General features: G+C 64.7%; 29 protein-coding genes. 21 read left to right on the top strand and 8 right to left on the bottom strand.

Translation table 11 applies throughout. The annotated features are described in order from the left end of the window. The first annotated feature begins 67 nt into the window (after positions 1-67). The 5 genes from ACFFUC_RS19965 to ACFFUC_RS19945 all read left to right on the top strand — a co-directional run bounded on the left by ACFFUC_RS19965 (position 68) and on the right by ACFFUC_RS19945 (position 4998). Positions 68-1195, top strand: coding sequence for a sulfate/molybdate ABC transporter ATP-binding protein (locus tag ACFFUC_RS19965; RefSeq protein WP_377688678.1), 1128 nt, complete (start codon positions 68-70; stop codon positions 1193-1195). Then, a complete protein-coding gene (locus ACFFUC_RS19960; RefSeq protein ID WP_377688677.1) occupies positions 1192-2190 on the top strand; it encodes a sulfate ABC transporter substrate-binding protein in 999 nt (332 codons plus the stop codon). The genes ACFFUC_RS19965 and ACFFUC_RS19960 overlap by 4 nt, the downstream gene beginning before the upstream one ends. After that, positions 2187-3032 (top strand): sulfate ABC transporter permease subunit CysT, encoded by an 846-nt coding sequence (gene cysT / locus ACFFUC_RS19955; protein WP_377688676.1) that lies wholly within the window; start codon positions 2187-2189, stop codon positions 3030-3032. Before ACFFUC_RS19960 ends, cysT begins: the two co-directional genes overlap by 4 nt. Continuing rightward, the gene (cysW, locus tag ACFFUC_RS19950) at positions 3029-3892 is read left to right on the top strand and encodes a sulfate ABC transporter permease subunit CysW (protein WP_377688675.1); all 864 of its coding nucleotides are present in this window, start codon (positions 3029-3031) and stop codon (positions 3890-3892) included. The genes cysT and cysW overlap by 4 nt, the downstream gene beginning before the upstream one ends. A 230-nt stretch (positions 3893-4122) precedes the next feature. Next, positions 4123-4998, top strand: coding sequence for a hypothetical protein (locus ACFFUC_RS19945; protein WP_377688674.1), 876 nt, complete (start codon positions 4123-4125; stop codon positions 4996-4998). A 213-nt stretch (positions 4999-5211) separates the two neighbouring features. Here ACFFUC_RS19945 and ACFFUC_RS19940 read toward each other — a convergent pair whose 3' ends face one another. Then, a complete protein-coding gene (locus ACFFUC_RS19940; RefSeq protein ID WP_377688673.1) occupies positions 5212-5463 on the bottom strand; it encodes a DUF2312 domain-containing protein in 252 nt (83 codons plus the stop codon). Positions 5464-5556: 93 nt separating this feature from the next. Between ACFFUC_RS19940 and ACFFUC_RS19935 the strand changes: the two genes are divergently transcribed. From ACFFUC_RS19935 to ACFFUC_RS19905, 7 genes are all read left to right on the top strand, one after another. Then, positions 5557-5784 carry a hypothetical protein gene (locus tag ACFFUC_RS19935; protein ID WP_377688672.1) on the top strand — a complete coding sequence of 76 codons (228 nt, stop codon included), beginning with the start codon at positions 5557-5559 and terminating at the stop codon, positions 5782-5784. Positions 5785-5806: 22 nt separating this feature from the next. Beyond that, a complete protein-coding gene (locus ACFFUC_RS19930; RefSeq protein ID WP_377688671.1) occupies positions 5807-6235 on the top strand; it encodes a YeeE/YedE family protein in 429 nt (142 codons plus the stop codon). Then, positions 6235-6648: a DUF6691 family protein gene (locus ACFFUC_RS19925; protein WP_377688670.1), complete on the top strand. Its 414-nt coding sequence runs from the start codon at positions 6235-6237 to the stop codon at positions 6646-6648. The genes ACFFUC_RS19930 and ACFFUC_RS19925 overlap by 1 nt, the downstream gene beginning before the upstream one ends. 3 nt (positions 6649-6651) lie before the next feature. Continuing rightward, positions 6652-7101: a D-aminoacyl-tRNA deacylase gene (gene dtd, locus ACFFUC_RS19920; protein WP_377688669.1), complete on the top strand. Its 450-nt coding sequence runs from the start codon at positions 6652-6654 to the stop codon at positions 7099-7101. Positions 7102-7398: 297 nt separating this feature from the next. After that, complete coding sequence (locus tag ACFFUC_RS19915; RefSeq protein WP_377688668.1) at positions 7399-8895, top strand: DEAD/DEAH box helicase; 1497 nt, start codon at positions 7399-7401, stop codon at positions 8893-8895. 114 nt (positions 8896-9009) lie between these two features. Then, positions 9010-9585 carry a thymidine kinase gene (locus ACFFUC_RS19910; protein WP_377688667.1) on the top strand — a complete coding sequence of 192 codons (576 nt, stop codon included), beginning with the start codon at positions 9010-9012 and terminating at the stop codon, positions 9583-9585. A 9-nt stretch (positions 9586-9594) separates the two neighbouring features. Beyond that, a complete protein-coding gene (locus ACFFUC_RS19905; RefSeq protein WP_377688666.1) occupies positions 9595-10884 on the top strand; it encodes a cytochrome b/b6 domain-containing protein in 1290 nt (429 codons plus the stop codon). A gap of 192 nt (positions 10885-11076) precedes the next feature. Here the strand turns inward: ACFFUC_RS19905 and ndk are convergent, their stop codons facing one another. Beyond that, the gene (gene ndk, locus ACFFUC_RS19900; protein WP_041527286.1) at positions 11077-11499 is read right to left on the bottom strand and encodes a nucleoside-diphosphate kinase; all 423 of its coding nucleotides are present in this window, start codon (positions 11497-11499) and stop codon (positions 11077-11079) included. Between the two features lie 210 nt (positions 11500-11709). Here ndk and ACFFUC_RS19895 point away from each other — a divergent pair, with 210 nt between their 5' ends. The 3 genes from ACFFUC_RS19895 to ACFFUC_RS19885 all read left to right on the top strand — a co-directional run bounded on the left by ACFFUC_RS19895 (position 11710) and on the right by ACFFUC_RS19885 (position 14838). Then, the gene (locus ACFFUC_RS19895; RefSeq protein ID WP_377688665.1) at positions 11710-13560 is read left to right on the top strand and encodes an ABC-F family ATP-binding cassette domain-containing protein; all 1851 of its coding nucleotides are present in this window, start codon (positions 11710-11712) and stop codon (positions 13558-13560) included. Between the two features lie 67 nt (positions 13561-13627). Further along, a complete protein-coding gene (locus ACFFUC_RS19890; RefSeq protein ID WP_377688664.1) occupies positions 13628-14374 on the top strand; it encodes a MipA/OmpV family protein in 747 nt (248 codons plus the stop codon). A gap of 104 nt (positions 14375-14478) precedes the next feature. Beyond that, on the top strand, positions 14479-14838 hold the full coding sequence (locus tag ACFFUC_RS19885) for an SUF system Fe-S cluster assembly protein (RefSeq protein ID WP_377688663.1): 360 nt from the start codon (positions 14479-14481) through the stop codon (positions 14836-14838). A 121-nt stretch (positions 14839-14959) separates the two neighbouring features. Here ACFFUC_RS19885 and ACFFUC_RS19880 read toward each other — a convergent pair whose 3' ends face one another. From ACFFUC_RS19880 to ACFFUC_RS19855, 6 genes are all read right to left on the bottom strand, one after another. After that, positions 14960-15532 (bottom strand): histidine phosphatase family protein, encoded by a 573-nt coding sequence (locus ACFFUC_RS19880; RefSeq protein ID WP_377688662.1) that lies wholly within the window; start codon positions 15530-15532, stop codon positions 14960-14962. Between the two features lie 153 nt (positions 15533-15685). Further along, positions 15686-16855, bottom strand: coding sequence for a calcium-binding protein (locus ACFFUC_RS19875; protein ID WP_377688661.1), 1170 nt, complete (start codon positions 16853-16855; stop codon positions 15686-15688). Between the two features lie 336 nt (positions 16856-17191). Continuing rightward, on the bottom strand, positions 17192-17785 hold the full coding sequence (locus ACFFUC_RS19870) for an HNH endonuclease (RefSeq protein ID WP_377688660.1): 594 nt from the start codon (positions 17783-17785) through the stop codon (positions 17192-17194). Positions 17786-18421: 636 nt separating this feature from the next. Further along, positions 18422-19078 carry an alpha/beta hydrolase gene (locus ACFFUC_RS19865; RefSeq protein WP_377688659.1) on the bottom strand — a complete coding sequence of 219 codons (657 nt, stop codon included), beginning with the start codon at positions 19076-19078 and terminating at the stop codon, positions 18422-18424. Positions 19079-19102: 24 nt separating this feature from the next. Further along, positions 19103-19726 carry a DNA-3-methyladenine glycosylase family protein gene (locus ACFFUC_RS19860; protein WP_377688658.1) on the bottom strand — a complete coding sequence of 208 codons (624 nt, stop codon included), beginning with the start codon at positions 19724-19726 and terminating at the stop codon, positions 19103-19105. Between the two features lie 24 nt (positions 19727-19750). Beyond that, on the bottom strand, positions 19751-20407 hold the full coding sequence (locus ACFFUC_RS19855; protein ID WP_377688657.1) for a GntR family transcriptional regulator: 657 nt from the start codon (positions 20405-20407) through the stop codon (positions 19751-19753). 65 nt (positions 20408-20472) lie between these two features. Here ACFFUC_RS19855 and ACFFUC_RS19850 point away from each other — a divergent pair, with 65 nt between their 5' ends. The 6 genes from ACFFUC_RS19850 to purF all read left to right on the top strand — a co-directional run bounded on the left by ACFFUC_RS19850 (position 20473) and on the right by purF (position 26955). Next, positions 20473-21135 carry a pyrimidine 5'-nucleotidase gene (locus ACFFUC_RS19850; RefSeq protein WP_377688656.1) on the top strand — a complete coding sequence of 221 codons (663 nt, stop codon included), beginning with the start codon at positions 20473-20475 and terminating at the stop codon, positions 21133-21135. Positions 21136-21190: 55 nt separating this feature from the next. Continuing rightward, entirely contained in the window at positions 21191-21415 is a 225-nt protein-coding gene (locus tag ACFFUC_RS19845) for a hypothetical protein (protein WP_377688655.1), read from the top strand. Between the two features lie 229 nt (positions 21416-21644). Further along, positions 21645-22856 (top strand): UbiH/UbiF family hydroxylase, encoded by a 1212-nt coding sequence (locus ACFFUC_RS19840; RefSeq protein WP_377688654.1) that lies wholly within the window; start codon positions 21645-21647, stop codon positions 22854-22856. Between the two features lie 118 nt (positions 22857-22974). Further along, positions 22975-24339 (top strand): DNA repair protein RadA, encoded by a 1365-nt coding sequence (gene radA / locus ACFFUC_RS19835; protein WP_377688653.1) that lies wholly within the window; start codon positions 22975-22977, stop codon positions 24337-24339. A 43-nt stretch (positions 24340-24382) separates the two neighbouring features. Further along, entirely contained in the window at positions 24383-25045 is a 663-nt protein-coding gene (locus ACFFUC_RS19830; RefSeq protein WP_377688652.1) for a CvpA family protein, read from the top strand. A 410-nt stretch (positions 25046-25455) separates the two neighbouring features. Continuing rightward, entirely contained in the window at positions 25456-26955 is a 1500-nt protein-coding gene (gene purF / locus ACFFUC_RS19825) for an amidophosphoribosyltransferase (RefSeq protein WP_377688695.1), read from the top strand. Positions 26956-27000: the final 45 nt, after the last annotated feature.

The raw sequence follows: 27000 nt of genomic DNA, 5'->3' as shown, positions 1-27000 counted from the left end.
GTCCGTTCCTTGCGGTTGCCAAATCCCGTCCTTATCAAACGTGATTAAGAAATGACGGGGCCGAGCCATGACCATCACGATTGCCGGAATGCGCAAAGGCTTCGGTCAGACCGAAGTGCTGCGAGGCATCGACCTTTCCATCGAGAAGGGCGAGCTGGTCGCGCTGCTCGGGCCTTCGGGTTCTGGAAAGACGACGTTGCTCAAGATCATCGCGGGGCTCGAATGGCCCGATAGCGGCGCCTTGCAGGTCGACGGGCAGAACTGGCTCGATCTGGCGGCACAGGACCGCCGCATCGGCTTTGTGTTCCAGCATTACGCCCTCTTTCCGCATATGAGCGTGCGCGACAATATCGCCTTCGGGCTGACGGTGCGTCCGCGCGCCCAGCGGCCGGGACGCGATCTGATTGCGGCCAAAGCGAACGAGCTTTTGGAGTTTCTCCAGATCGCGCATCTCGGCGACCGCTATCCGGCGCAGCTTTCGGGCGGCCAGCGCCAGCGCGTGGCACTCGGGCGGGCTTTGGCGATCGAGCCCACGGTTTTGCTGCTTGACGAACCCTTCGGCGCGCTTGATGCCGCGATCCGCCGCGATCTGCGGATCTGGCTGCGCGGCGTGCACGAGCAAACCGGCTCGACCACGATTTTCGTCACCCATGACCAGGAGGAGGCCTTCGAGCTGGCCGACCGCGTCGTCGTCATGGGGCAAGGCCGGATCGAGCAGATCGGCAGCGCCGACCAGATCCACGACCATCCTGCCTCGCCTTTCGTGGCGCGCTTCATGGGGGCCACGGTCGAACTGGCGGTCAACCTGCGCGCGGGCCGCGCCGAGGCGGAAGGGCTTGATGCCTCGCGACTCGAACGTCGTCCGTTGCCCGATGGTCCCGCGCAGCTGTTCCTGCGCCCCGAGGACATCACGCCGGTCATCGATCCGGCAGGTCCGTGGCGCGTGAACCAGATCACCAGCACGGGCGCGACCATCCGCGCGCAGCTCGGCGATCAAGGCGGCCAGCAGATCGAGGCCGCCCTGCCCCGCCGCGCCCCCGAAGCCCGCGCCCTCCACTCCGGTGCGCGCGTGCTTCTGCGCCCCGAAGCGGGCTCGGTCTTTGCCGGTCCTGCCGAGCGCGACAGTGCCGCGAACCCTTCTTCCGCAAACCCGTCATCAGCCGTGCCCAGCATCCCCAAGGAGAGCATCCGATGAAATTCCCCTATCTTCGCGCCGCCGCTCTGGCTCTGGTGCTGGGCGTCTCGCCCGCTGCCGCGCAGGACAAGATCCTCAACGTCAGCTATGATATCGCCCGCGAGCTTTTCGAAGCGCTGAACCCGCAATTCGCAGCCGAATGGAAGACCCAGACCGGCCGCGACGTGACCATCGACCAAAGCCACGGCGGCTCGTCGAAACAGGCGCGCGCGATCCTCGAAGGGCTGAATGCCGATGTGGTGACCTTCAATCAGGAGACCGACATCGACGTACTGGTCGAAGGCGGTCTGGTCGACGCCAATTGGCGCGAGGCCTTCCCGAACGGCGCATCGCCCTATTATTCGCTGCCCGCTTTCCTTGTGCGCAAGGGCAATCCCAAAGGGATCAAGGATTGGTCGGATCTGGCGCGCGACGACGTGCAGGCGGTTTTCCCCAACCCCAAGACCAGCGGCAACGGGCGCTATACCTATCTGGCAGCCTATGCCTACGGGCTTGACCAGAACGGCGGCGATCAGGCCAAAGCGCAGGAATTCGTCCGCAAGATCCTGAGCCAGGTTCCGGTTTTCGACACCGGCGGACGTGCCGCGACGCAAACCTTCGCCGAGCGTGAGATCGGCGATGTTCTCGTCACCTTCGAGGCCGAGACCGGCGGTATCGCCAAGCAATACGAGGCGCAGGGCTTCGAGCGCGTGACGCCGTCGCTGTCGCTTTTCTCGGCCTTCCCCGTAGCGGTCGTCAAAGCCAATGCCGACAAGAACGGCTCGACCGAAGTGTCGACCGGCTATCTGAACTGGCTCTACACGCCTGCCGCACAGGAAACACTGGCCCAGAACTACTACCGCGTGACCGACAAGGACGTCGCCGCCAAACATGCGGCCGATGCGCCCGAGGTCAAACTGGTCACCGTCGACGAGGTTTTCGGCGGCTGGGACAAGGTGCGCGAAGAGCATCTCTCGGATGGCGGCATTCTGGATCAGGTCTTCGTCAACCAATGACCGCGACCACTGCGCCAATCCGCGCAAAACGCGTTTTGCCGGGGCTGACACTCAGCCTCGGCACGACGTTGCTGTATCTCACGATCATCGTCCTTATTCCCGTATTGGCGCTGATCCTGAAGGGTGCCGAGATCGGGCCCGAGCGGTTTTTGCGAATCGTCACCTCTCCGCGCACGCTGTCCGCGCTGAAGGTGACGGTGACGGCCGCAGCGGTCTCGACACTCTTTAATGCGGCCTATGGCCTGTTGATGGCCTGGGTGCTGGTGCGTTACGAGTTCCCCGGCAAGCGCCTGCTGGATGCGCTGATGGATATTCCCTTCGCGCTGCCGACGGCGGTTGCGGGCCTGTCCCTGACCGCGCTTTTCTCGGCCAACGGCTGGTTCGGGCCGGTACTGGACGCGCTCGGCATTCAGGTCGTCTATACGATCTGGGGCATCATCATCGCGATGACCTTTACCTCGATCCCCTTTGTGGTGCGCACGGTCCAGCCGGTGCTCGAAGACCTCGACCCCGCGCTCGAGCAAGCCGCGATGACGCTTGGCGCACGCCCCTTCACGATCTTTCGCCGCGTGGTCTTTCCCGCGATCCTGCCCGCCTTCCTCGCCGGTGCGACGATCGCCTTCGCCCGCAGTCTGGGAGAATTCGGCGCGGTGGTCTTTATCGCGGGCAACAAGCCGATGGAGACCGAGATCGCCTCGCTCCTCGCCTATATCCGCCTCGAGGAATACGATTATGCCGGAGCCGCGGCGATCGCGCTGGTCCTGTTGATCTTCGCGCTGGTCCTGCTGGTGCTCTCGAACCTGTTGCAGCGTTGGGCTGCGCGCTCCCGCGAGGCAAGATGACATCCTCAGCAACCGCAAAGAGCGCCGCGCCCCTGGGCGCCCCCACCGTCCGCCGCGCCCCCGGCCAGTCGCGCTGGCTGCCGCGCCTGCTGATCGGGCTGGCGGTGGTGCTGACCCTCGTCATGGTCGTGGCGCCGCTGACCTACATCTTCGCCCGCGCCTTTTCCGAGGGCTGGTCGGCCTATGCCAAGAACATCATGTCGCCCGATACGCTCCATGCGATCTGGCTGACCTGCATCACAGCGCTGATCGTGGTGCCGGTGAACATCCTTTTCGGAATTGCCGCAGCTTGGGCCATCGCCAAGCACCGCTTTCCCGGCCGCACCATTCTGGTCACGCTGATCGAAATCCCCTTTTCGATTTCGCCGATCATCGCGGGCATCTGCTACCTGCTGCTCTACGGCCGCCAAGGTGTGCTCGGCCCGTGGCTGCAGGCCCATGACTGGCAGGTGATGTTCGCCCTTCCGGGGATCGTCATGGTCACCATGTTCGTCACAGCGCCTTTCGTCGCCCGCGAGGTCCTGCCGCTGATGCAGTCGCAAGGCACCGAGCAGGAAGAGGCTGCCGTCACCCTTGGCGCAAACGGCTGGCAGATCTTCACCCGCATCACCCTGCCCAACATCCGTTGGGCGCTGCTTTACGGCGCGGTTTTGTGCAGTGCGCGGGCGGTGGGCGAGTTCGGCGGCGTCTCGGTCGTCTCGGGCAGCATTCGCGGCCAGACCAATACGCTGCCGCTGCAGGTCGAGCTGCTGTTCAACGATCTCAATGCAGTGGGTGCTTTTGCGGCCGCCTCGACCCTGACCCTGATCGCGCTGGTGGCGCTGGTCGCGAAAACCCTTCTGGAACGCCACAAGGGCTGAAACCGGATCAGCCCCGCGGCAAGGCCCGCGCCCTGCGCGTCTCCCCAAATTCGCATTCGGGGTGCGGGCCGATTGCCCCGCCGCGCCAAGGCGGTGCATTCCTGCCGCATGATCAAAAGATAATGGCCCTGTTGCCGGCTCGGGCGGCGGCTTGGCCGCTCGGGGTGGTTTCCCTATAAGCTATTGGCCGCTAACGTGGCGTGCGTTGACCCGAAAGCCCAAGGACCAGTATGCAGATCGTCTTTCATTGCGGAGTTCATGGCACCGATCAGGACGGCGTGCTGAAAACCCTTTTCCAGAACCGCGACTGGCTGACCCGCAACGGGATCGAGGCCATTCCGCGCAGCCGCCACCGCGGCATTTTCGAAAAGGCGCTCGACAGCCTGCGCGGCGGTGCCGCGACCCGCGAGATGCAGGAAACCATGCTCGACGCCATTCTGGACAACGACAACATCCAGCGCGTCATCTGCAGCCAGCCCGGTTTCATCGGCCTGCCCGCCCGCGTGATTTCGCCCGAGGGGCTGATCGCGCCCGCAGGCGACAAAATGGCGGCGCTCGGCAATCTTTTCGCCGATGCCGAAGTCGAATTCTTCCTCGCGCTCAAGAACCCCGCGACACTCCTGCCGTATGTCGTCAAGAATATCCCCGACCGCAGCTACGAGCAGATCATGGGCGGCATCCCGCCCGAGACCCTGCGCTGGGGACCCGCCATCCGCCGCATCCTGCAGCGAATCGGACGTCACCGTCTGGTACTGTGGTGCCACGAGGACACCCCGCTGATCTGGCCCGAGGTCATCCGCCGCATCGCCGCGATGCCGGGCGATGTGCCGCTCAAGGCCGGTTTGCAGGTTCTGGGCGACATCCTCCATCCCGACGGCATCCGTATGATCCGCGACGAGATGAGCAAACACGAGCGCATGACCATCGCCACCCGCCGCGAGATTTTCGAGGCGGCCCTCGCGATCCATGCTCTGCCCGAGAAGATCGAGGCGCCGGTCCATCTGCCGGGCTGGACGCAAGAGCTTATCGACGAGATGACCGACGATTACGACCGCGACGTGGCCGAAATCGCGGCGCTGCCGGGGGTGGAGTTCATCGCGCCCTGACCGGCGCAAGCCTTTTGGGGCCAAACCCGCGGCCCCTGCGCGCAAAAAGAAAGCCCCGCAATCCTGCGGGGCTTTCTTTTCATAGGCTGTCTTGTCACGGGCGGCGGCTGCCTGATGGCTCGCTCCGCCCTGTCGCATGACCACCCGATGACCAGCGCGGCGGACGGGACGCGACGTCACTACAATCCGCCGCCCCGATGCTTCGTTGCCGTCTCAGGCCATGCCGAGCGCGGCTTTGTACATCTCGAGGATCGCCTCTTCTTCGGCGATATCGTCCTTGTCGCGTTTGCGCAAAGCGATGACTTTGCGCATGACTTTGGTGTCATAACCGCGCGCTTTTGCTTCCGACATCAGCTCTTTTTGCTGTTCGACAATATCTTTCTTCTCTGCCTCGAGCTGCTCGAACTGCTCGATGAACTGGCGCAACTCGCCCGCGGCGACGCCGTAACCCTGATCGTCTTGCATGGTCTCTCTCCTGCGTGATTGCGTCAGGAATTAGGCGGTCTTGCGGCGAGGTGCAATCACCGCTAGGCCATTCGCGCCAAACGAGGATGAAAGATGACGATCTGGGACATTTTGATCTGGGGCGGAACCGCCCTGACCGTGGTGGGGCTTTTGGCTCTGGCTTGGTGCATCCTGACGGTGATCCGCGCACGCCGCGCCGGTCAGACCGACGACGTCCTGCGTGATACGATGCGCCGCGTCATGGCGATCAACCTTGCCGCTCTGGCGGGTTCGGTGATCGGCCTGATGGCGGTTGTCGTCGGCATCATGCTGGGGAATTAACTTTTGGCCGGAAGGCGCGATGATGGAAACGGATTGGATTAGAGGCCTGATCGGTGGGCTGATGATCGGCAGCGCAGCCGCGCTTTACCTGCTCGGCAACGGCCGCATCATGGGGGCGAGCGGAATTTTCGGCGGGCTGGTCGACGGCAGCGCCAAGGGCCGCGACCGGCTCGAGCGCGCGGCCTTCATGGCGGGGGTCGTGCTTTGCCCCGCGCTTCTGGTCTGGGCCGGTTTCGGCGCCGCGTCGCGGCCCGTCGCCAATACGCTCGGCCTCGTGGTCGCGGGCTTTCTGGTCGGGCTCGGCACACGGATGGCGAACGGCTGCACCTCGGGACACGGGGTCTGCGGGATCTCGCGGCTGGCGGTGCGCGGGATTGCCGCGACAATGACCTATCTCGTCTTCGGTGTCGCGGGCGTCGTCATCGCCCGCGCTTTGGGGTGGATGATCTGATGGCCAGACTTGTGATCGCCCTTCTTGCGGGAGCGCTTTTCGGCGCGGGGCTTTTGGTCTCGGGCATGACCAATCCGGCCAAAGTGCAGGGCTGGCTGGATGTGTTCGGCAATTGGGACCCCACGCTCGCCTTTGTGCTGGGCGGCGCGATGCTGCCTATGGCCATCGCCTGGCGTGTGGCGGCCCGCATGGCCCGCCCGCTTGCCGGCACCAGCTTTCCCGCCCCTGCCGGCCATCATATCGACCGCCGGCTGATCACCGGCTCGGCGCTTTTCGGTCTGGGTTGGGGCATTGCCGGCCTTTGCCCCGGCCCCGCGCTGGCCTCGATCGGCTTTGGCGGCGCAGCGATCTGGACCTTTGTCGCGGCGATGGTCGCGGGCATCGGCCTCAACGCCCTTCTGAAACGGAGCTGAACCATGCGCGCCCTGATCCAACGTGTCTCCGAGGCCGAGGTCAAAGTCGACGGCGAGACCACCGGCAAGATCGGGCGCGGCCTTCTTGTGCTGATCTGCGCCATGCAGGGCGACGGCGACGAGGCCCCCGCGAAAATGGCCGCACGGGTCGCGAAGCTGCGCATTTTCCGCGACGAGGCCGACAAGATGAACAAATCGGTCCTCGACGTGGAGGGCACGGTTCTGGTCGTCAGCCAGTTCACCTTGGCCGCCGATACCCGCAGCGGCAACCGCCCGGGCTTTTCCAGCGCCGCCGCCCCCGATCGCGGCGAGGCGCTGTACCTTGCCTTCGGCGAAGAGCTGCGCAAGCTCGGCCTGCCGGTCGAAAACGGCCGCTTCGGCGCGGATATGAAGGTGGCGCTGGTCAATGACGGGCCGGTCACGATCTGGCTCGATAGCGCGGACCGCGCCTGAGATCCCGGGCAGACGCACCGAAAGCGTCACATTTTCCGCAGGTGCACAAAGCAATCGCGGCCTTGCAGCAAGAGTTTGCTTGACTTTTCTGCACTGCCGCACCATTTGAGCCAAGTCGCAGCAAGCTGGCGCGTGAGCAGCCGGGCCTTTTGCCCAAACGGCGCGACACCATTTTCGAATCCCATGTCACGCAGGGGTCCGGCGAGCTTCGTATCCTGGCTCGCTCCTTTGCATCGCGGACAAGGTCCGCCCCACGTCCGGCCTCCGATACGGGTGGCATGGGCCGAAAGACATTTGATGACTGAAGACATCCGCGAAGCCCGCCGTCCGCGTTCGGGCGGCAAACCCGGTGCGAAATTCGGCGGCAAGCCGGGCGGGAACGGCGGCTCCAAGCCGCGTTTCAACCGCGGCCCGAAAACCGACGGCACCAATGGTTATGACGATGCGCAAGCCGCGCAGCGCCGCCGCGCCATCCTGCGCGATCCGGTCAACGAGGGCCCCTTTGCCGAAATGGGCATCGACGGCCGCATCAACGCCAACCTCATCGCGATGGGCCTGACCGTCCCGACCCCGATCCAGGCCGAGGCGATCCCCGCGATCGTTGCGGGCCGCGACCTTCTGGGCCTCGCCCAGACCGGCACCGGCAAGACGGCGGCCTTCGGCCTGCCGATGATCACCCGCCTGATCAAATACGGCCGCAAACCCGATCCGCGCACCTGCCGCGCGCTGATCCTTGCGCCGACCCGCGAACTCGCGACCCAGATCGCGCAAAACGTAGACGCCTATGCCGAAGGGACGCCCGTGCGTTCCTACCGCATCGTCGGCGGCGCCTCGATCAACGTCCAGACCGAACGCATGTCGCGCGGTGTCGACGTACTGATCGCGACCCCCGGCCGCCTGATCGATCTGCTCGAGCGTCAGGCGATCGACCTCAGCGCCACCGAATATCTGGTCCTCGACGAGGCCGACCAGATGCTCGACATAGGCTTCATCCATGCGCTCCGCCGCATCGCGCGCCTGCTGCCCGCGAAACGCCAGACGCTGCTGTTCTCGGCAACCATGCCGAAGCTGATGTCCGAACTGGCCGACAGCTATCTGAAAGATCCGGTCAAGGTTGCCGTCAACCCGCCGGGCAAAGCCGCCGAGAAAATCGAACAGGGCGTCCATTTCGTCAATCAGGGCGACAAGGCGACGCTGCTTGCCGAATACATGTCCAAACACACCGACGAGCTGGCCATCGTCTTCGGCCGCACCAAACACGGCTCGGAGAAACTGGCGACGCTGCTGGACAAATGGGGCTACAAGGTCGCCGCCATCCACGGCAACAAAAGCCAGGGCCAGCGCGAGCGTGCCCTCGCCTCGTTCCGTGCGGGCGAGACCAAGGTTCTGGTCGCGACCGATGTGGCGGCACGCGGGATCGACATTCCCGAAGTGGCCCATGTCTATAACTACGACCTCCCGAACGTGCCGGAAAACTACGTCCACCGCATCGGCCGGACGGCCCGCGCCGGTCGCACCGGTCGCGCAGTCGCTTTCTGCGCCCCTGCCGAGATCGGCGAACTTCGTGCAATCGAACGCGCGATGAAAGCCAAGATCCCCGTCATCGGCGGCGAGGCCCCCTTCGAGCTGGCCGGCCGCACCGGTCCGGGCACGGGTCCGAACGCGGGCCAGAACGCCGGTCGCGGCGGCCCCAAAGGCGGCAAACCCGCTTTTGACGGCAAAAAGCGCCCCGCCCGCCGTCCCTCGCGCGCGCCCCGCGCCAATCAGGGCGGCAACCGCCAGCACGCGGAGTAAGCCCCGCGCGGCCGAACCGGCCCGCCCAACCCAAGGTTGACGGTCGCTACGGCATCAAACCATATACACGGGACCGGTCTTGCCGGTCCCGTTTTTCGTCTTTAACGCATGCCCATGGCCAAGCTTTACTTCCATTACTCGACGATGAATGCCGGCAAGAGCACGCTCTTGCTGCAGGCATCCTACAACTACCGCGAACGCGGGATGGAGACGCTGCTTCTGACCGCAGCCCTCGACGACCGCGCGGGCGAAGGCACGATCGCGAGCCGCATCGGCATTTGCGAGACCGCGCGGACCTTTACGCCGCAGACCGACCTTTTCGCGCTGATCGCCGAAGAGGCCGCGGTGGCGGCCTGCATCTTTCTCGACGAGGCGCAGTTTCTGACCGAGGCGCAGGTCTGGCAATTGGCGCGCGTCGCCGATGATCTCGGCCAGCCGGTGATGTGCTACGGGCTGCGCGTCGATTTTCGCGGGCAGCTTTTCCCCGGCTCCGCCGCGCTTCTGGCGCTGGCCGACGATCTGCGCGAGGTCCGCACGATCTGCCATTGCGGCAAGAAGGCCACGATGGTCATCCGCCACGACGATCAGGGCCGCGTCATCCTTGAGGGGGCGCAGGTCCAGATCGGCGGCAACGAAACCTATATCTCGCTTTGTCGCCGCCATTGGCGCGCGGCGATGCAGCATTCCTAGGAGCATGTGATGAAGGCAGGCAACGACGCCCGCGGCTATGGTTGGGTCGCCCGCGCATTCCACTGGAGCATCGCGGTTTTGATCATTGCGGCCATCGCGCTTGGTCTTTACGCCGCCAATCTGCGCGATACGGCCCAGGACCAGATCCAGAAGATCTTCGAGGCGTTCTCGCTCCACAAAACCGTGGGCATTGCGGTCCTCTTTCTCGGGATCATCCGCATCGTCTGGATGCTGACGCAAAAGAAACCGCGCCACCTCCACCCCGAGCGCAAGCTGGAAACCTTCACGGCCGAGGTCATGCATTTCGGCCTCTATCTCGGGATGATCATCATGCCGCTCTCGGGCTGGCTGGTCCATTCGGCGGCACCGGGCGGCTTTGCCCGCATCCTGTGGCCCTTCGGCCAGCGCCTGCCGGGCGTGCCGGAGAACCTCGCACTATCCGAGAAGCTCGCCGTCTTTCACGAATTCGGCTGGTGGCTGCTTGCGGCGATGATCGTGCTCCATCTTCTGGGCGTGGTGAAACACTCGGTCATCGACCGCGATGCGACGCTGGCAAGGATGGCGGGCCGCGCCGCGACCCTGCCCGAGCCTCCCGAGGTGCCCGAACATCGCGCTGTCGCCGCACCGCTTGTGGCGCTGGCGCTTTGGGCAGGCCTTGCCGGCTATTCCGCCCTGATCGCGCAGCCCCATAGCGGGACCGCAGCGCCCGCAACGACCGAAGCCCCCGCCTCCGTACCCGCAGCTCCGGCGGTCGAAAGTGCCGCCAGCACGGCCCCCGAGACCGGCGCCACGGCACCCGCCAGTGCCAATGCCAATGCCAATGCTTGGGCGGTCGAGCGCGGAACGCTCGATATTGCGGTCACGCAATCGGGTAGCCCGATCTCGGGCAATTTCGCCAATTGGCAGGCGACGATCGGCTTCGATCCCGAGGCGGGAACCGGCCATGTCCGCGTCACCATCGACATCGCGAGCCTGACGCTCGGTGCGGTCAGCGATAATGCCAAAGGGCCGGATTTCCTGAACTCCGCCCAATTCCCCGAAGCCGTGTTCGAGGGCGATATCGCGCCCGCCCCCGCCGGCGGCACGGCCTATCTCGCGACGGGCAATCTGACCATCGCGGGCCAAAGCCTGCCCGCCACGCTGGCCTTTGAGCTGGTGATTACCGGCGATCAGGCGGCGGCCAAAGGCGGTCTGACGATCGACCGGCGCGAATTCGGGATCGGCAAGAACTATGCCGACGAGTCGACGGTGTCCTTCCCCGTCGCGGTCACCTTCGATCTGACGGCCAAGCGCCAATAAGCGAACCGGCACAGACGCGAAGGTTCCGAGCGGAACGCAAGGGCCGTCCTAGGGGCGGCCCTTTGCTGTTGGCGCAAAGCCCGCGCGCGGGTCGCTCGCTCCGCAAAAAAGAAAAAGGGCCACCCGCGGGGGTAGCCCTTTCCTGTTTGGTTCGGGGATCGCGGCCCGTCTTGCGGGCCGCTACCGGCAGCCTTAGCCGACCAGTTCGAGGCCCGAGAAGAAGAACGAGATTTCGCGTGCAGCCGCTTCCGGGCTGTCCGAACCGTGGACCGAGTTCTCGCCGACCGACAGAGCGAACTCTTTGCGGATGGTGCCCTCGTCGGCGTTTGCCGGGTTGGTTGCGCCCATGACTTCACGGTTTTTCAGGATGGCGCCTTCGCCTTCCAGAACCTGCACGACGACCGGCTCGGAGACCATGAATTCGGTCAGTTCGCCGAAGAAGGGACGCTCTTTGTGCTCGGCGTAGAACTGGCCGGCCTGAGCGAGGGTCAGTTGGATGCGCTTTTGTGCGACGATGCGCAGGCCAGCGTCTTCGAATTTCGCGTTGATCTTGCCGGTCAGGTTGCGCTTGGTTGCATCCGGTTTGATGATCGAGAGGGTGCGCTCGAGAGCCATGGTGACGTCCTTTACAAATATTCGGACCCGCTGGCCCGACAATCCGCGCCCCGTTAACACGCGCACCGCTTTTTGGAAAGGTCGGGCAGCCGCAAGAGCTGCGCATTTTTTGCGTGGGCGCCGCGGCATTTGCGTCTGTGGTGCAACGGGCAAGCGGCGCGGAGCGCGATACCGATTGACGCGGCACGCGCGATACGGCAAGCCGCAGAAATGCTGCGTATAGATGACATCTCCTATTCCATCGCGGGTCGCCCGCTGTTCGAACATGCCTCGGCTTCGATCCCGACCGGCCACAAGGTCGGTCTCGTCGGTCCGAACGGGGCCGGAAAGACGACGCTGTTCCGCATTCTGCGCGGCGAGCTGAACGTCGACAGCGGCTCGTTCTCGCTGCCGTCGCGCGCCCGTATCGGCGGAGTCGCCCAGGAAGCGGCGGGGACCGGCACCAGCGTACTCGACACCGTGCTCGAGGCCGACAAGGAACGTGCGAGCCTGATGATCGAGGCCGAGACCGCGACCGATCCCCACCGCATCGCCGAGGTTCACGCACGTCTGGCAGATATCGACGCATGGTCGGCCGAAGCGCGCGCAGCGACCATCCTGCGCGGCCTTGGCTTCTCGACCGAGGATCAGGCCCGCCCGACCAGCGATTACTCCGGCGGCTGGCGCATGCGAGTGGCGCTTGCGGGCGTGCTCTTCTCGCAGCCCGACCTGCTGCTTCTGGACGAGCCGACCAACTATCTCGACCTCGAAGGCGCGCTGTGGCTCGAAAGCTATCTCGCGCGCTATCCCCATACCGTCATCGTCATCAGCCACGACCGCGACCTTCTGAACCGCGCGGTCGGCCATATCCTCCATCTCGAGGATAAAAAGCTCACGCTTTATACCGGCGGCTACGACACATTCGCGCGCACCCGCGCCGAGAAGCGTGCCCTTCAGGCCGCCGAAGCGAAAAAGCAGGATGCGCGGCGCGCCCATCTGCAAAGCTTCGTCGACCGCTTCCGCGCAAAGGCCTCGAAAGCCGTACAGGCACAGGCCCGCGTCAAGATGCTGGCCAAGATGGAGCCGATCACCGCCCCCGAGGAAGCCAAGCTGCACCGCTTCAGCTTCCCGCAGCCCGAGCAGCTCTCGCCGCCCATCGTGCTTCTCGACGGGGTCAGCATCGGCTACGAAACGCGCACGGTTCTGCACCGGCTGAACCTGCGCATCGACCAGGACGACCGCATCGCGCTTTTGGGCCGCAACGGTCAGGGCAAATCGACGCTGTCGAAGCTGCTGGCCGAGCGGCTCGAGCCGATGGAGGGCCGCGTCACGCGCTCGTCCAGGCTGCGCATCGGCTATTTCGCCCAGCATCAGGTCGACGAGCTGGAGCTTGACGAGACGCCGCTGGATCATGTCCGCCGCCTGCGCCCCGACGAGGCGCCGCCGAAGCTGCGCGCGCGTCTGGCAGGTTTCGGCCTCATGGCCGATCAGGCCGAGACAAAGGTCAAATCCCTGTCGGGCGGCCAGAAGGCGCGGCTTTCGCTGCTGCTGGCGACGATCGACGCGCCGCATCTGCTGATCCTCGACGAGCCGACCAACCACCTCGACATCGAAAGCCGCGAGGCTTTGACCGAGGCGCTCAACGAATATACCGGCGCGGTCGTGCTGGTCAGCCACGACATGCATCTGCTCAATCTGGTTGCGGACCGGCTGTGGCTGGTCGCGGATGGCGCGGTCCATCCCTATCACGACGACCTCGACAGCTACCGCAAGCTTCTGCTGCAGGGCGAAGAGCCCAAGCACACGCCCCAGCCCTCGCCCAAGGCGGCGGTCAAGCGTGTCTCGCGCGACGAGATCCTCGAAATGCGCTCCGAAGTGCGCAAGGGCGAGGACCGGATCGAGAAGCTCACCACGATGCTCGAAAAGCTCGATGCGATCATGGCCGATCCCGCCACCTATGACGATGCCGTCGCCTCGGAGAAATGGGGCCGCAAACATGCCGAAGCGACCGAGGCCATGGCCCGCGCCGAGGCACTGTGGCTGCAAGCACTCGAACGTCTGGAAAAGGCCGAGAAGGCGTGAATTTCGCTTGAGTTCGGCCGTTCATGACGGCAATGCAATTAGTGTAATCAGGAACGTGGAGCCGGTCATGCGCTATTTCATCCCCCTGCTGCTGCTGGCAGCCCCCCTCGCCGCCCCCGTTCAGGCGCAGGATCTGAGCGGCTATGCCCTCTCCTTCGACCTGGGCCTCGGCGCGGAATACAGCCCTGAGTACATGGGCTCGGACGAAAAAGACGTGTCGCCCTGGATCATCCTGCGCAATGCCTCGCTCGGCCGTCAGGGTGCCGCGGGCGAGACGACGGACGGCTTCTCGGTCCTGCCCTCGTTCAACTATGTCGGCCGCCGCGACCCCAATGATCATGACGCGCTCGAGGGGATGGAAAACATCAGCGCCGCCGGTGAAGTCGGTGTGCGTCTGGGCTATGACCTCGGCCCGTCGACCTCCTATGTCACCCTGCGCAAGGGCTTCGGCGGCCACCACGGCCTGCGCGGCGAGCTGGGCACCAAATACGATTTCCGCGCCAATGACCGCCTGACCTTTACCGGTCGCGCCAATGCCAATTACGGCAACGACGATTTCGCCGAGACCTATTTCGGCGTGACCGATGCCGAAGCCGCGACCAGCCGCTATGCCGCCTACCGTCCCGACGGCGGTTTCCATTCGGTCGCCGTCAGCCTCGAGGCGCGCTATGCGATGACCGATACGCTCGCCGTTCTGGGCGAGATCGAATACGAGCGCCTGATCGGCGATGCGGCCGATTCGCCGCTTGTCGAAGACAAGGGCCAGCCCTCGATCAAGCTCGGCATTGTGCGCCGTTTCGACTTCCGCTTCTAAGAGCGCGCAAAGCAGGCGCCCCGTCCGAGCTGGCCTCTGGACCACGGGGCGCTTGATACCTATATATTCTGTCAGATTTGACAGTAATCCGGGATATCCAGGTCATGACCGCCGAAACGCTAACGGAAGGCGCGCCGCTGATCGCGCCATCGACGATCGATCATCCTCTGTATGAGAGCATCGTGGAGGCGTGCAAATCGGTCTATGACCCTGAAATTCCGGTGAATATTTTCGACCTCGGCCTGATCTACACGATCGAGATCAGCGACGAAAACGCCGTGCGCGTCATCATGTCGCTGACCGCGCCGGGCTGTCCCGTCGCGGGCGAGATGCCGGGCTGGGTGGCCGATGCCGTCGAAGCCGTCGCCGGCGTGAAGATGGTCGATGTCGAAATGACCTTCCAGCCGCAATGGGGCATGGACATGATGTCCGACGAGGCCCGTCTGGAACTGGGCTTCATCTAAAGCCCCGCGATACGCGCCGCCCGATGCGGCAGAGCGCTCCGGCCAAGGCTAGAACGCCGCCCCTTTCGGGCGGCGTCGTTCTTTGCGGATCAGGGACGCGGGACGCGACGGTGCCGCGCTCCTAGTTCAGGATCGAATGCCGGCCGTCCTTGACCAGATGCACCGCGCCCTGTTTGACCGGCATTTGCGCGATCTGGCTGACCGGCAGGCCCATCGCGATCACCCGAAACATGCGCAAGGTGATGCCGTGGGTCACGATCAGCGCAGGCCCCGGCAGATCGTCCAGAAAAGAGCGGACCCGCGCCTCAAGCCCCGAAAAATTCTCGCCGGTCGGCACGCGGTCGTACCAATCCAGCCGGTTTCCGGTAAAAAGCTCGGCATGGCTGCGCAAAAGATCCTTCATCCGCGCGCCTGAAAACTCGCCGATATCGATCTCGACCAGCCGCGGATCGCTGTCGAAGGGCCCGCCGCCAAAGGCGATCTCGGCGGTCTGCTGCGCCCGTCCGAGCGAGCTCGCATAGCGCCCGAGCCCCGACACGCGGCTTTCGATCTCGCGCACGATATCGGCCTGTCTGCGGGCCTGATTGCGGCCGAGTTCCGTGAGGGGGGAATCGAGCAATCCCTGCATCCTCTCCTGAGCATTCCAGACAGTCTGGCCGTGGCGCATCAGGTAAAGGTCGGGATAGTCCGGCATTTTGGTCTCCGCAGCGAAGGCCAAGAGTGCTCATGCCGCCCTCCGGCTGTCAAGGCGAGGGCCTGCCCAAAGCGCGCGGCATCTGCCGAAAAGAGGGCCGGGCAAAGCAAGTCGCCCCGCCCCCCGGGTGTCGGGAGGCGGGGCTTGTTGGTATCAGATGAAGTCGAAGACGTTGCTCAGCAGGATGCTGTCGCCATTGGCGAAGCTCAAAAGCGTGCCGCGGTTGTTTTCGACGGCATTATAGCTGCGGTTGCCGACATTGAGGATATCGACCCCGACATCGAAGCCCAGAACGGTGTCGTTGCCGTCGCCCGCACGGAAAATCAGCGTATCGACATGGCCGTCGCCCGGAGCGTTGTTGTTGTACCATTCGGTATTGGCCGAAATCAGGTCGTTGCCGCGACCGCCGGTCAGCGTATCGCGCCCTTCGCCGCCCTCGATCGTGTCGTTGCCGCGCGAGCCGACGATGACGTCGTTGCCCCAGCGCGTGTTCATGCGGATGCCCTGGTTCGAGGCGCCGATATTCGCATTGGCCGCATTGACCACGTCGTTGGCGCGGTGGGTCCAGAGGTTCTCGAATTCGGTGAACACGACGCGGCTGGTCACGCCCCCCATGGTCGAGGTCGCATAGCCCGCTTCTGCCGAGGTGAAGGTCACGCGCGCACCGGTGGTGAAATCGGCATTGACCACCCAGAGGTTCAGCAGATCGCCGATACCCTCGCCGCCTTCGCCGCCGAAGATGCGGTCATTGCCGGGGGCCACGTTGTCGCCCAGACCCCAGCGGATGTTCTCGTTGCCCGCGCCGCCATAGATCACGTCGTCTCCCGTGCTCGACTGCACGACATCATCGCCCGCGCCCGCGCGGACCGTGTCGTTTCCGGCACCGCCGTCGATGAAATCAGCCACGCGCGAGCCGAGGATGCGGTCATTGCCCGCACCCGCATAGACGGTGACGCCGTGAACCGGCGTACCCGAATGGGCCGGAGCGATCGCCGCATTGGTCGCGTCGATCACGTCGTTGCCCGCGCCGGTGTGGAGACGCTCAACCCCGTAGAAGGTCAGGCTCTGGTTGCCGATGGTGGCGCGGCCGTTCTCGGTCGAGGTGAAGAGCACGTTCACCGGCTGGGAGCCCGTGATATAGACGCGGTCGCCACCCGCATTGCCCCAATAGGGATCGGGATCGTAGTTCTCGCCGGTATCGCCACCGTAGAAGGTGGCATTGCCGTCGGCGCGCCCCCAGTAAAGACTGTCGGCCCCGCCCAGACCATAGACGGTCTGGCCGTTATAGGGACCACGGATGATATCGTTACCTTGAGTAGGCATGGCGAACCTCTTAATGGACAAGCGTGAGATCTCACGCGACTAGGGGGGCTTTCGGGCCCGGATCTGCTGCAAGACAGCAGGATTCGCCTTGCTCTAACACTTACCGACCAGACAGTTTACTTTTGGTTAATGGCGTCGGCGCTCTTCGGCCTCCGGCGCATTTCCATCGGCAAGTTACAGCCGAAAAACCCGCATATCGCCGCTTTCACCAGAGCTACCGGGGGCTGGATCGAATCGGAAAACCGTGCCATTTCAACAAAATAGGCGAGGGAATTCTTGCGATTTCACGTCAAAGCTGTCCGTTCCGGCAGACGGCCGCAAAAGCCGCGCCGCGACTCAGCTTTCCAGTTCGACATCCCAGTAGAGATAATCGACCCAGCTTTGATGCAGGTGATGGGGCGGAAAGCGGCGCCCTGCGGCGTGCATCTCTTCCGAGGTCGGCCGGCTCGGCATCCGTGCCAGATGCAGGCCCGAGTGGCGCAGCGAGCGGTTCGCCTTCTTGAGGTTGCACGGAGAGCAGGCCGCGACCACGTTTTCCCAGCTGGTCACGCCGCCCCGCGAACGGGGCACCACATGGTCGAAGGTCAGATCACCCTTTGCACCGCAATACTGGCAGCAGAACTCGTCCCTCAGAAAAAGATTAAAGCGCGTGAAGGCCACGCGCTTTTGGGGTTTGACGTAATCTTTCAACACGACGACCGAGGGTATTTTGAACGCCTGTCTCTGGCTTCGCACCACTTCGTCATATTCGGCGATGATCGAGACCCGATCGAGGAACACCGCCTTGACCGCCTCTTGCCAGGGCCAAAGCGAGAGCGGGTAATAGGAGAGCGGGCGGAAATCGGCGTTCAGCACCAGTGCAGGGCAATGCCGCAGAGATGACGGCTCGCGCACGAAATGGGTCCGGAAGTCGGTCTGGTCATACGGCATCTGCTCTGCTCCGAATTCTGCCGGAACCTGCCTTGGCGGGATCGTTACTTCCGCTCCCGAACGGCGGCCAGGTTCCTGTCTTTGGACAAGGTGATCATTAACGTTTTCTTGTGACGCAGGAATGACGCCGCAAAAACGCGGATCTTGGGCGATAAGAGAATGGCTTCGATGGTGTTTCCGACGCGGCTTGCGGTGCTACGCGCACCGGAATGCGCCATGTGGCACGGCCTGTGGTCAAGACGGTCGGGGGAAGGTTGCTGCCGCGTTACACCCGAAGGAAGGGCCGCGCGGCGAGGCTGGTTTTCGTGTGACCGCAGGGCGGTCGCCCGATAGGTAAAACGATTGCAGAAGGTCCGGCGGCTGTCCCTTGGGGCGTGCTGCGGGGCCTCAAATCCTGTCGAAGATGCGCCGGATTTGACGGCGCATCCCCCGGATATTTGTGCGTCGACGCTTTTAGCGGCGCCCCTTGCTTGCAGCCGCCGCGACTTTCACGGGCTGCGGACGCATCCGAGTCGCGACAAGAATACTCGCCGGGATCAATGCGATAGCGGCCGTCCAGATCAGGTCCATAGCAGGTTCCTCCGTCTTGGCTGGGGCGTCGTCTTGATGATTAACGTAACCGCCTATCGGCTGGGTTCAAGCCCCAAGTTCATCAAGAATGAAGCCGAGCGCAGAAGACAGCCCATCGGGCGAAATCCCGTGGCCGGTTCCGTGCATCACATGGGTCGCGACATCAAAGCCCGCCTCGCGCAATGCCTTTTCGGCCAGAGCCATATCGGCAAAGGGCACCATCTGGTCCTCGTCGCCGTGCAGCAACAGAACCGGCGGGTGGACCTTGGCTTCGGCCGCCAGAACCTCGGGCTGGAGCAGCCGCCCCGAGAAACCGACCACGCCCGCAACCGCCTGATCGCGGCGCGGCGCGACATGGAGCGACATCATCGTGCCCTGCGAGAAGCCGACCAGAACCATGCGGTCGGCCTCCAGCCCCTCGGCGGCCAGAACCGTATCGAGGAAGGCGTTGATATCCTCGATCGACTGATCCATCGACTGGCGGGCCTGCCCGGCGCTCGATCCGTCGAGCCAGGGGATCGGGAACCACTGGTAACCCATCGGATTGTTGACGCAGCGCTCTGGCGCGTCGGGCGAATAGAAAGCGGTATTGGGCAGATGCGGTGCCAAAGGAGCGGCCAGCCCCAGAAGATCCGCACCATCGGCGCCATAACCGTGAAGAAAAACGACGACCGAAGTGACCTTTTCCGGACCTCTGCGGCCGGAGTGCAATGCGCGTGCCATGACAGCCTCTTGTTGGAAAGCGGGTTAACGGACGCCCTCGCGCCCCTTGATGATGTGGTAGTAGGACCAGAGCGCACGCGCCGCAACCGAGCGCCACGGCCGCCACGGCTCGGCAAGCGCGGTCAGTTCTTTGGGGCCGGGGCGCGCGGGCAGATCATAGAGAACGCGGGCGGCCTCGGCCAAGGCGAGATCGCCCGCCGCGAAAGCATCGGCACGGCCCAACGCGAATTTGAGATAGATATCCGCGGTCCAGCGCCCGATCCCCGGCAAAGCGGTCAGCGCGGCAATCACCTCGTCATCGGGCAGTGTGCGCAGGGCCTGCCAATCGAGATCCGATGCGGCGATCGCCCGCAGATAGCGTTGTTTGGGCCGCGACAGGCCTGCTTCGCGCAGGGCCTCGTCGCTGGCTGCGGCGATCTGGTCTTGCGTGACCAGCGAGAGCGCGGCCATCCGCCCCGCAATCGCCGCCGCCGCATGGGTCGAAATCTGCTGCGACACGACGGCATCGCAAATCGCCTCGAAACCGTCGCTGCGACGGCGCAGGGGAAGCGCGCCGATCTCGGGCAGAACGCGCGCCCAAAGCGGAAAGCGCGCCGCCAGATAGGCGCACCCCTCTTCGAGGTCGGCTTCGGTTTCGATCAGGCGCAAGCCGGCCCCCCTTGTTTGCCGCTGTCAGACTTCGTTGTCGATGCCGGTCGCCGGACGTTCGGCCTGCAGACGGGCCTCTTCTTTCAGGCGGGTTTCGAAAGCGTTCGAAATATGGATGCGCAGCGCCTCTTCGGCGGCCTGACCATTGCCCGAGGCGATCGCCTCGACCATGGCGCGATGCTCGGCCAAAGCCTTTTCGCCGCGACCGGCAGCCGCCAGCGAGGTCCGCGCCATCAGCGCCATGCTGCGGTGCACCAGATCGAGCTGCTGTACGAGATAGCGGTTATGCGAGGCGAGATGGATCTGGTGGTGGAAACGCCGGTTCGCCCGCGCCAAAGCCTGCGAATCATGGATCACGGCGGCATCCTCTTCGACCATACCGGCGAGGACGCGGATTTCCTCGGGGGTGGCGTGACGCGCCGCCAGTCGGGCGGCCAGAGCCTCGAGCTCGGCACGCACGGTGTAAAGCTCGGCCAGCTGGTTGTGGTCAAGCGTCGCCACGATCAGCGAGCGGCCGTCGCGCTTGAGCATGGCCTGCGTTTCGAGCCGCTGCAAAGCCTCGCGGACGGGCGTGCGCGAGACGCCGAAACGCTCGGCCAGCTCGGATTCGACCAGCCGGTCGCCGGGGCGGAATTGTCCATTATCAATGGAGGAGAGGATCAGGGAATATGCGTCTTTCATGGCTGCGACGATCCGCCTTTGCCGCAAAGATTGCAAGCAGGGGTGGAGCGGATTATTCATGCAGAATGAAATTCTCGCATGTAAACACCTGGATCTTCGATCTCGACAATACGCTCTACGCCCCCGAGGTGCAGCTCTTTGCCCAGATCGAACGCAAAATGAATGCCTATGTCATGCGCGAATTGCGCGTGGACGAGACCGAGGCCAGCCGGCTGCGCAGCTATTACTGGCGCGAGTACGGCACGACCTTGGCCGGTCTGATGGCCGAGCACGGGATCGAGCCGGTGCCCTATCTGCATGACGTCCACGACATCGATTTCACCGAGCTTGCGCCTGATCCCGATCTTGCCGCCGCAATCACCGCTTTGCCCGGCCGCAAGATCATCCACACCAACGGCGACAGCCTTTACGCCTCGCGCGTGCTCGAACATCGCGGGCTCATGGTTTTCGACGCGATTTTCGGCGTCGAAGAGGTGGCTTTCCACCCCAAGCCCGATGCGCGCGCCTATCACATGGTCATCGCCGATCAGGGCTTCGATCCGGCCGCCGCCGCCATGTTCGAGGACGATCCGCGCAACCTTCTGGTGCCCGACGAGCTCGGCATGCGCACGGTTCTGGTCGGCAACGGCCGCCACGGTCCCGATGCGCTCGCATTTGATCGAGATCATGGCGCGCATGTCCACCATCAGACACATGATCTGACGAACTTCCTGCGCGGATTGCTGTAAAGCCCGAAATGCGCACAGGAATCGTCATGACCGTAGGCCGAGCAAGGATTTCACAATGAGCCGATCTTTCGACACCCCCGCTTCGCAAATCACCGATGCCGCAAGCGAAGAACTGGCCGAGAACCGGATCGCCGCCCGCCTGCTCCTGGGCGTGGCCGTGCTTTTGGCCGTGGTCGTTGTCGCGGTCGTGATCTGGGGCCTGCCGGCGCTGACCATGATCGGGCTGGGCGCGACGGCGATCGTGCTGCTGCTGCTTTTGGCCTATGCCGCCGGCTTCTGACATTTAATCCGCGGAAAAGGGGCGGGCCGGTCCCGCCCCTTTCCGCATCTCCGGTCGACCCGCCAAAGCCGCGGAGCGCGCAAGTCGCGGCGGCAACGCGCGGGTGACGTATGCAGCGGCGCTGCCGCCCCCGATTGCCCCGCCCCCGGAAGCTTCGTATTCTGGGCGCGGCAGGCGGCACGGCATCCGCCCCGCCCTTTTGCCTGTCCGCCGAGCTCGAGGAGTTGCGATGTCCGCCAACCTGTCCGCAAAATGCGACGAAAGCGTCGATGTCCTGATCTCCGGCGGCGGCATTGCCGGCCTGATTGCGGCGGCGGCCTTTGGCGCTTCGGGCCATTCGGTGCTTTGCGTCGATCCCGCCCCGCCGGTGACCTCCGAAGGGGCGGCAGGCGCGGATCTTCGCTCGACCTGTTTCCTGCAACCCTCGATCCGCGTTCTCGAAGAGGCGGGCCTGTGGGAGCGCCTCGCTCCCCATGCCACACCTCTCCAGATCATGCGCATCGTCGATGCCGGCGGGGCCGAGGCCGCCGCGCGCATGGTGCGCGAATTCGACGCCTCCGAGATTTCCGACAAGCCCTTCGGGTGGAACCTGCAGAACTGGCTGTTGAAGCGCGAGATTTCGGCGCGGCTCGAAACCTTGCAGAATGTCCGCTTTCTGCCCGGGACCGGCACGGCGGCGCTGACCGCGCGCTCATCCGAGGCGATCGTGACCCTGACCAACGGCAGCCGCGTCGCGGCCAAGCTGGTTGTCGGCGCAGACGGGCGCAATTCGCCGGTTCGCGAGGCTTTGGGGATCGGCGTCAAAACCTTCCGCTACGGGCAAAAGGCACTGGCCTTCGCGGTGACCCATGACCGCGCGCACGACAATATCTCGACCGAGGTCCACCGTTCGGGCGGCCCCTTCACGCTGGTGCCCCTGCCCGACCGCGAGGGAAAGCACTCCTCGGCGGTGGTCTGGCTGGAACGCGGGGCGGAAATCGCGCGGCTTGCCGCTTTGCCTGCCGATGCGTTCCATGCCGAGATGAACCGCCGCTCCGCCGGTGTGTTGGGCGAACTGACCCAAGCCACCCGCCTCACCATCTGGCCGATCATCAGCCAGATCGCCGATGCCTATGCCGGCCCGCGCACCGCCCTGATCGCCGAAGCCGCCCATGTCGTGCCGCCGATCGGCGCGCAGGGGCTGAACATGAGCCTCGCCGATCTGACCACGCTGGTCGATCTGTCGCGCGGGGACCCCGGCTCGGAGGCCAGCCTTGCCGCCTATGCGCGCCGCCGCCGTCCCGAGGCCTGGGCGCGGCTGATGGGGATCGACGCGCTCAACCGTACCAGCATGGCGGGCGCGCGGCCTTTGCGCGATCTGCGCGCGGCGGCGATCGGCACGCTTTACGCCAGCGGCCCCGTGCGCCGCCTTCTGATGCGGGCGGGCCTCGGCGCGGTCTGACGATACAGTTCGATCGCGGTCGGGACGCTGCCTGATCGCGGTCCGACCGCCCGCGCCATTCCGTGCGGCCCAAAGCTGCGCGCTTGCAGCACTCCTTGCGATTTGCCACAAGCATGACATGGCAAAATCCATCACCTCTTTTACCTGCACCGCCTGCGGCGCGACCCACAAGAAATGGGCGGGTCGTTGCGACGCCTGCGGCGAGTGGAACACAATCATCGAAGAGGCCCCGCTCAGTCAGGGCCCCGGCAAAGGTCTGGGCGCGGCACGCGGCAAGACCATCCCGCTCAGCGGGCTCGGCACATCCGAACCGCCTCCGCCCCGCGCCTGCTCGGGGATCGAGGAGTTCGACCGCGTGCTGGGCGGCGGCATCGTTCCGGGCTCGGCCGTGCTGGTCGGTGGTGATCCGGGGATCGGGAAGTCGACCCTGTTGCTTCAGGCCACGGCGGCGCTGGCCAAAAGCGGCCAGCACGCGATCTATCTGTCGGGCGAAGAAGCCTCGGCGCAGGTCCGCCTGCGCGCACAAAGGCTCGGCCTTGCCGAAGCGCCCGTGCGCCTTGGCGCGGAAACCGCCTTGCGCAACATCCTCACGACGCTCGACGCCGAAAAGCCCGACGTGGCGGTGATAGATTCGATCCAGACGCTTTGGTCCGATACCGTCGATTCCGCCCCCGGCTCGGTCTCGCAAGTGCGGTCTTCGGCCCATGAGCTGGTCACTTTCGCCAAACGCAGCGGCACGGCGATCATTCTGGTCGGCCATGTCACCAAAGAGGGCCAGATCGCCGGCCCGCGCGTCGTCGAGCATATGGTCGATACCGTGCTTTACTTCGAGGGCGAGCGCGGCCACCAGTTCCGCATCCTGCGCGCCGTCAAGAACCGCTTCGGTCCCGCCGACGAGATCGGCGTCTTCGAGATGACCGGCGGCGGACTGGCCGAGGTCACAAACCCCTCGGCGCTGTTTCTGTCCGAACGCGGACAACCCGTCCCCGGCAGCGCGGTTTTCGCAGGGATCGAGGGCACGCGCCCCGTCCTGACAGAGATCCAGGCCCTTGTCGCCCCCTCCTCGCTCGCCAGTCCGCGCCGCACGGTGGTCGGGCTGGATTCGGGCCGCGTCTCGACGATCCTTGCGGTGCTCGAGGCGCGCAGCGGCATTCCCTTCGCCGGTCTCGACGTCTTTCTCAACGTTGCGGGCGGGATGCGGGTCCATGAACCGGCGGCCGATCTCGCGATTGCCGCCGCGGTTCTGAGCGCGCGCGAGGATATCGCATTGCCCCCCGAAGCGGTGATCTTCGGCGAAATCAGCCTCTCCGGAGCACTTCGTCCGGTCTCGCAGGCGGAAAATAGGTTGAAAGAGGCGCAAAAACTTGGTTTTTCACGCGCAATCCTGCCCGATGCCCAAAAAGGCGAGGGCATCGCGGGGATGCGGATTGACCGCATCTCGGATTTGACGAGTTTTGTGGGCGAAATGTTCGGCGCGGGCTGAACACCACCACCAACGCAGGCAAACCCTGCGAAAGGGCGAGAACATGGACGGATTTACCCTCATCGACGGCGTTGTCGCGGCTGTCATCATCCTTTCGGCGATCCTTGCCTATGCGCGGGGCTTCGTGCGCGAATCGTTGTCGATCCTCGGCTGGATCGCGGCTGCGGTGCTTGCTTTCATCTTCGCGCCGACCGTGCGGCCGATGATTGCGCAGGTGCCGGGGCTGAACAAATTCCTCTCCGACAGTTGCGAATTGGCCACCATCGCCGGTTTCGCGGTGGTTTTCGCCATCGCACTGGTGGTTTTCTCGATCATCACCCCGCTGTTTTCGTCGGTGGTGCAGCGTTCGGCGCTGGGTGGGGTCGATCAGGGCATGGGCTTTCTCTTCGGCGTGGCGCGCGGCGTCCTGCTCGTGGCGGTGGCCTTCATCGTCTACGAGCGCGTGATGACCACGCAGCCGGTGGCCATGGTCGACGACTCGCGTTCGGCGCAGGTGTTCAAGCGCATGACCAGCCAGATGGGCGAGCAGATCCCGCAGGACGCGCCCGGCTGGATCGTCAGCCGCTACGAGCAGATGGTGCGTGCTTGCGCTCCGACCGGCGCGCCGGTGAACCAGTCGACGCCCACGCCTGCAACCGCGCCTGCAACCGCGCCCGCGACCGCTCCGGCTGCCGGCGGCGTGACCACGACGCCCGCGACCAACTGATCCCGGCCCGCCCTCCGTCAGGACGGGCGAGCGCCAGACCATCCGACCGGCCGCATCCCGATGCGGCCGGTTTTTTCATCACCGTGCCTGCCTCTCCGGCCTGCCGCCCGAGCCTGCCGCTCACGACATGCCTGCCATGCGTTTTCCACATCAAAGAGGCGTTCAGCGGCCCGCAAATGCCCGTCCGAGGCCTCGGCAGCTGCGGCAAGGTCGACAAGGTCCAATTTGCCCAAGGCGCGAACCGGCCCGCCTGCCCGCTTTACCGCCGGCTTTCATGCTGTTACCTTTGTCAAGACGTTTGGATGACATTTTCGTGCGCCCACCCCCATCCGGCAGGGGTGACTTTTGCCGGCCAAGCCCCTAAATAGGCGTCAGCTCCAACATATAGCTACAGGACCGTGACGGTGATGATGCAGCCATTCCTTGCCCATCCGTTCGATTCCGATCGCCTCCACGAGGAATGCGGCGTGTTCGGCGTAATCGGGGTCGCAGACGCCGCCAATTTCGTGGCGCTCGGCCTGCATGCCCTTCAACATCGCGGGCAGGAAGCCGGCGGAATCATCACCCATGACCCCGCGAGCGGGTTCAACAGCGCCCATCGCTTCGGCTATGTCCGCGACAATTTCACCAAGCAGTCGACGATGGAGACCCTGCCGGGTCCGCTCGCCATCGGCCATGTGCGCTATTCGACCGCAGGAACCAAAGCCGCTCCCGCGATCCGCGACGTCCAGCCCTTCTTCGGCGAATTCGCGATGGGCGGCTGTGCGGTTGCCCACAACGGCAATATCACCAATGCCGAGGCGCTGCGCCGCGAACTGATCGAGCGCGGCTCGATCTTCCAGTCCTCCTCGGACAGCGAGTGCATCATCCACCTGATGGCGCGCTCGATCCAGCGCAACATCCCCGAGCGGATGAAAGACGCCCTGCGCCGCATCGAAGGCGCTTTCAGCGTCATCGCCATGACCCGCACCAAGCTGATCGGCGTCCGCGACCCTCTGGGCGTGCGCCCGCTGGTCATGGGCCGCCTTGAAGACGGTGCCTATGTGCTGGCCTCGGAAACCTGTGCCCTCGACATCGTGGGCGCGCAGCTCGTACGCGAGATCGAGCCGGGAGAAATGGTCGTGATCTCGAAAGGCGTCGTCGAAAGCTCGCGGCCTTTCGGCCCGTCCAAAGGCCGCTTCTGCATCTTCGAGCATGTCTATTTCTCGCGTCCCGATTCGATCATCGGCGGCCGTTCGGTCTACGAGACCCGCCGCCAGATCGGGGTCGAGCTGGCCCGCGAGGCTCCGGTCGAAGCCGATCTGGTCTGCCCAGTCCCCGATAGCGGCACCCCCGCGGCCATCGGCTATGCCCATGAAAGCGGCATTCCCTTCGGCATGGGGATCATCCGCAACCAATATGTCGGCCGGACCTTCATCGAGCCGACCGAGCAGATCCGCAACATGGGCGTACGCCTGAAGCTCAACGTCAACCGCGCGCTGGTCAAAGGCAAACGCGTGGTTCTGGTCGACGATTCGGTCGTGCGGGGCACCACCTCGCGCAAGATCAAGGACATGATCCTTGATGCCGGCGCGAGCGAAGTCCACTTCCGCATCGCATCGCCGCCGACGGCCTGGCCCTGTTTCTACGGCGTCGACACCCCCGAGCGCAGCAAGCTTCTGGCGGCCAATATGACGCCCGAGGAAATGCGCGAATGGATCGGCGTGGACAGCCTGCGCTTCGTCTCGCTTGACGGGCTTTACCGCGCGGTGGGCGAGGCCGAGGGCCGCAACAAGGCCCTGCCGCAATATTGCGACGCCTGTTTCTCGGGCGACTATCCCGTGGCGCCCTTCGACCAGCTCCAGCGCGGCTTCCATATGAAGCCCGGCTCGGAAACGGCGGCCCCCACAAGCGAGCATGCGGCCGAATAAGGCCCGCGCGAGCGATATCCATACGAAAAGGCCGCCGGATCAACC

Origin of the sequence: Paracoccus cavernae (assembly GCF_042430175.1) — a bacterium.
Lineage (GTDB): Bacteria > Pseudomonadota > Alphaproteobacteria > Rhodobacterales > Rhodobacteraceae > Paracoccus > Paracoccus cavernae.
This window is presented reverse-complemented; position numbering and strand designations above follow the sequence as displayed.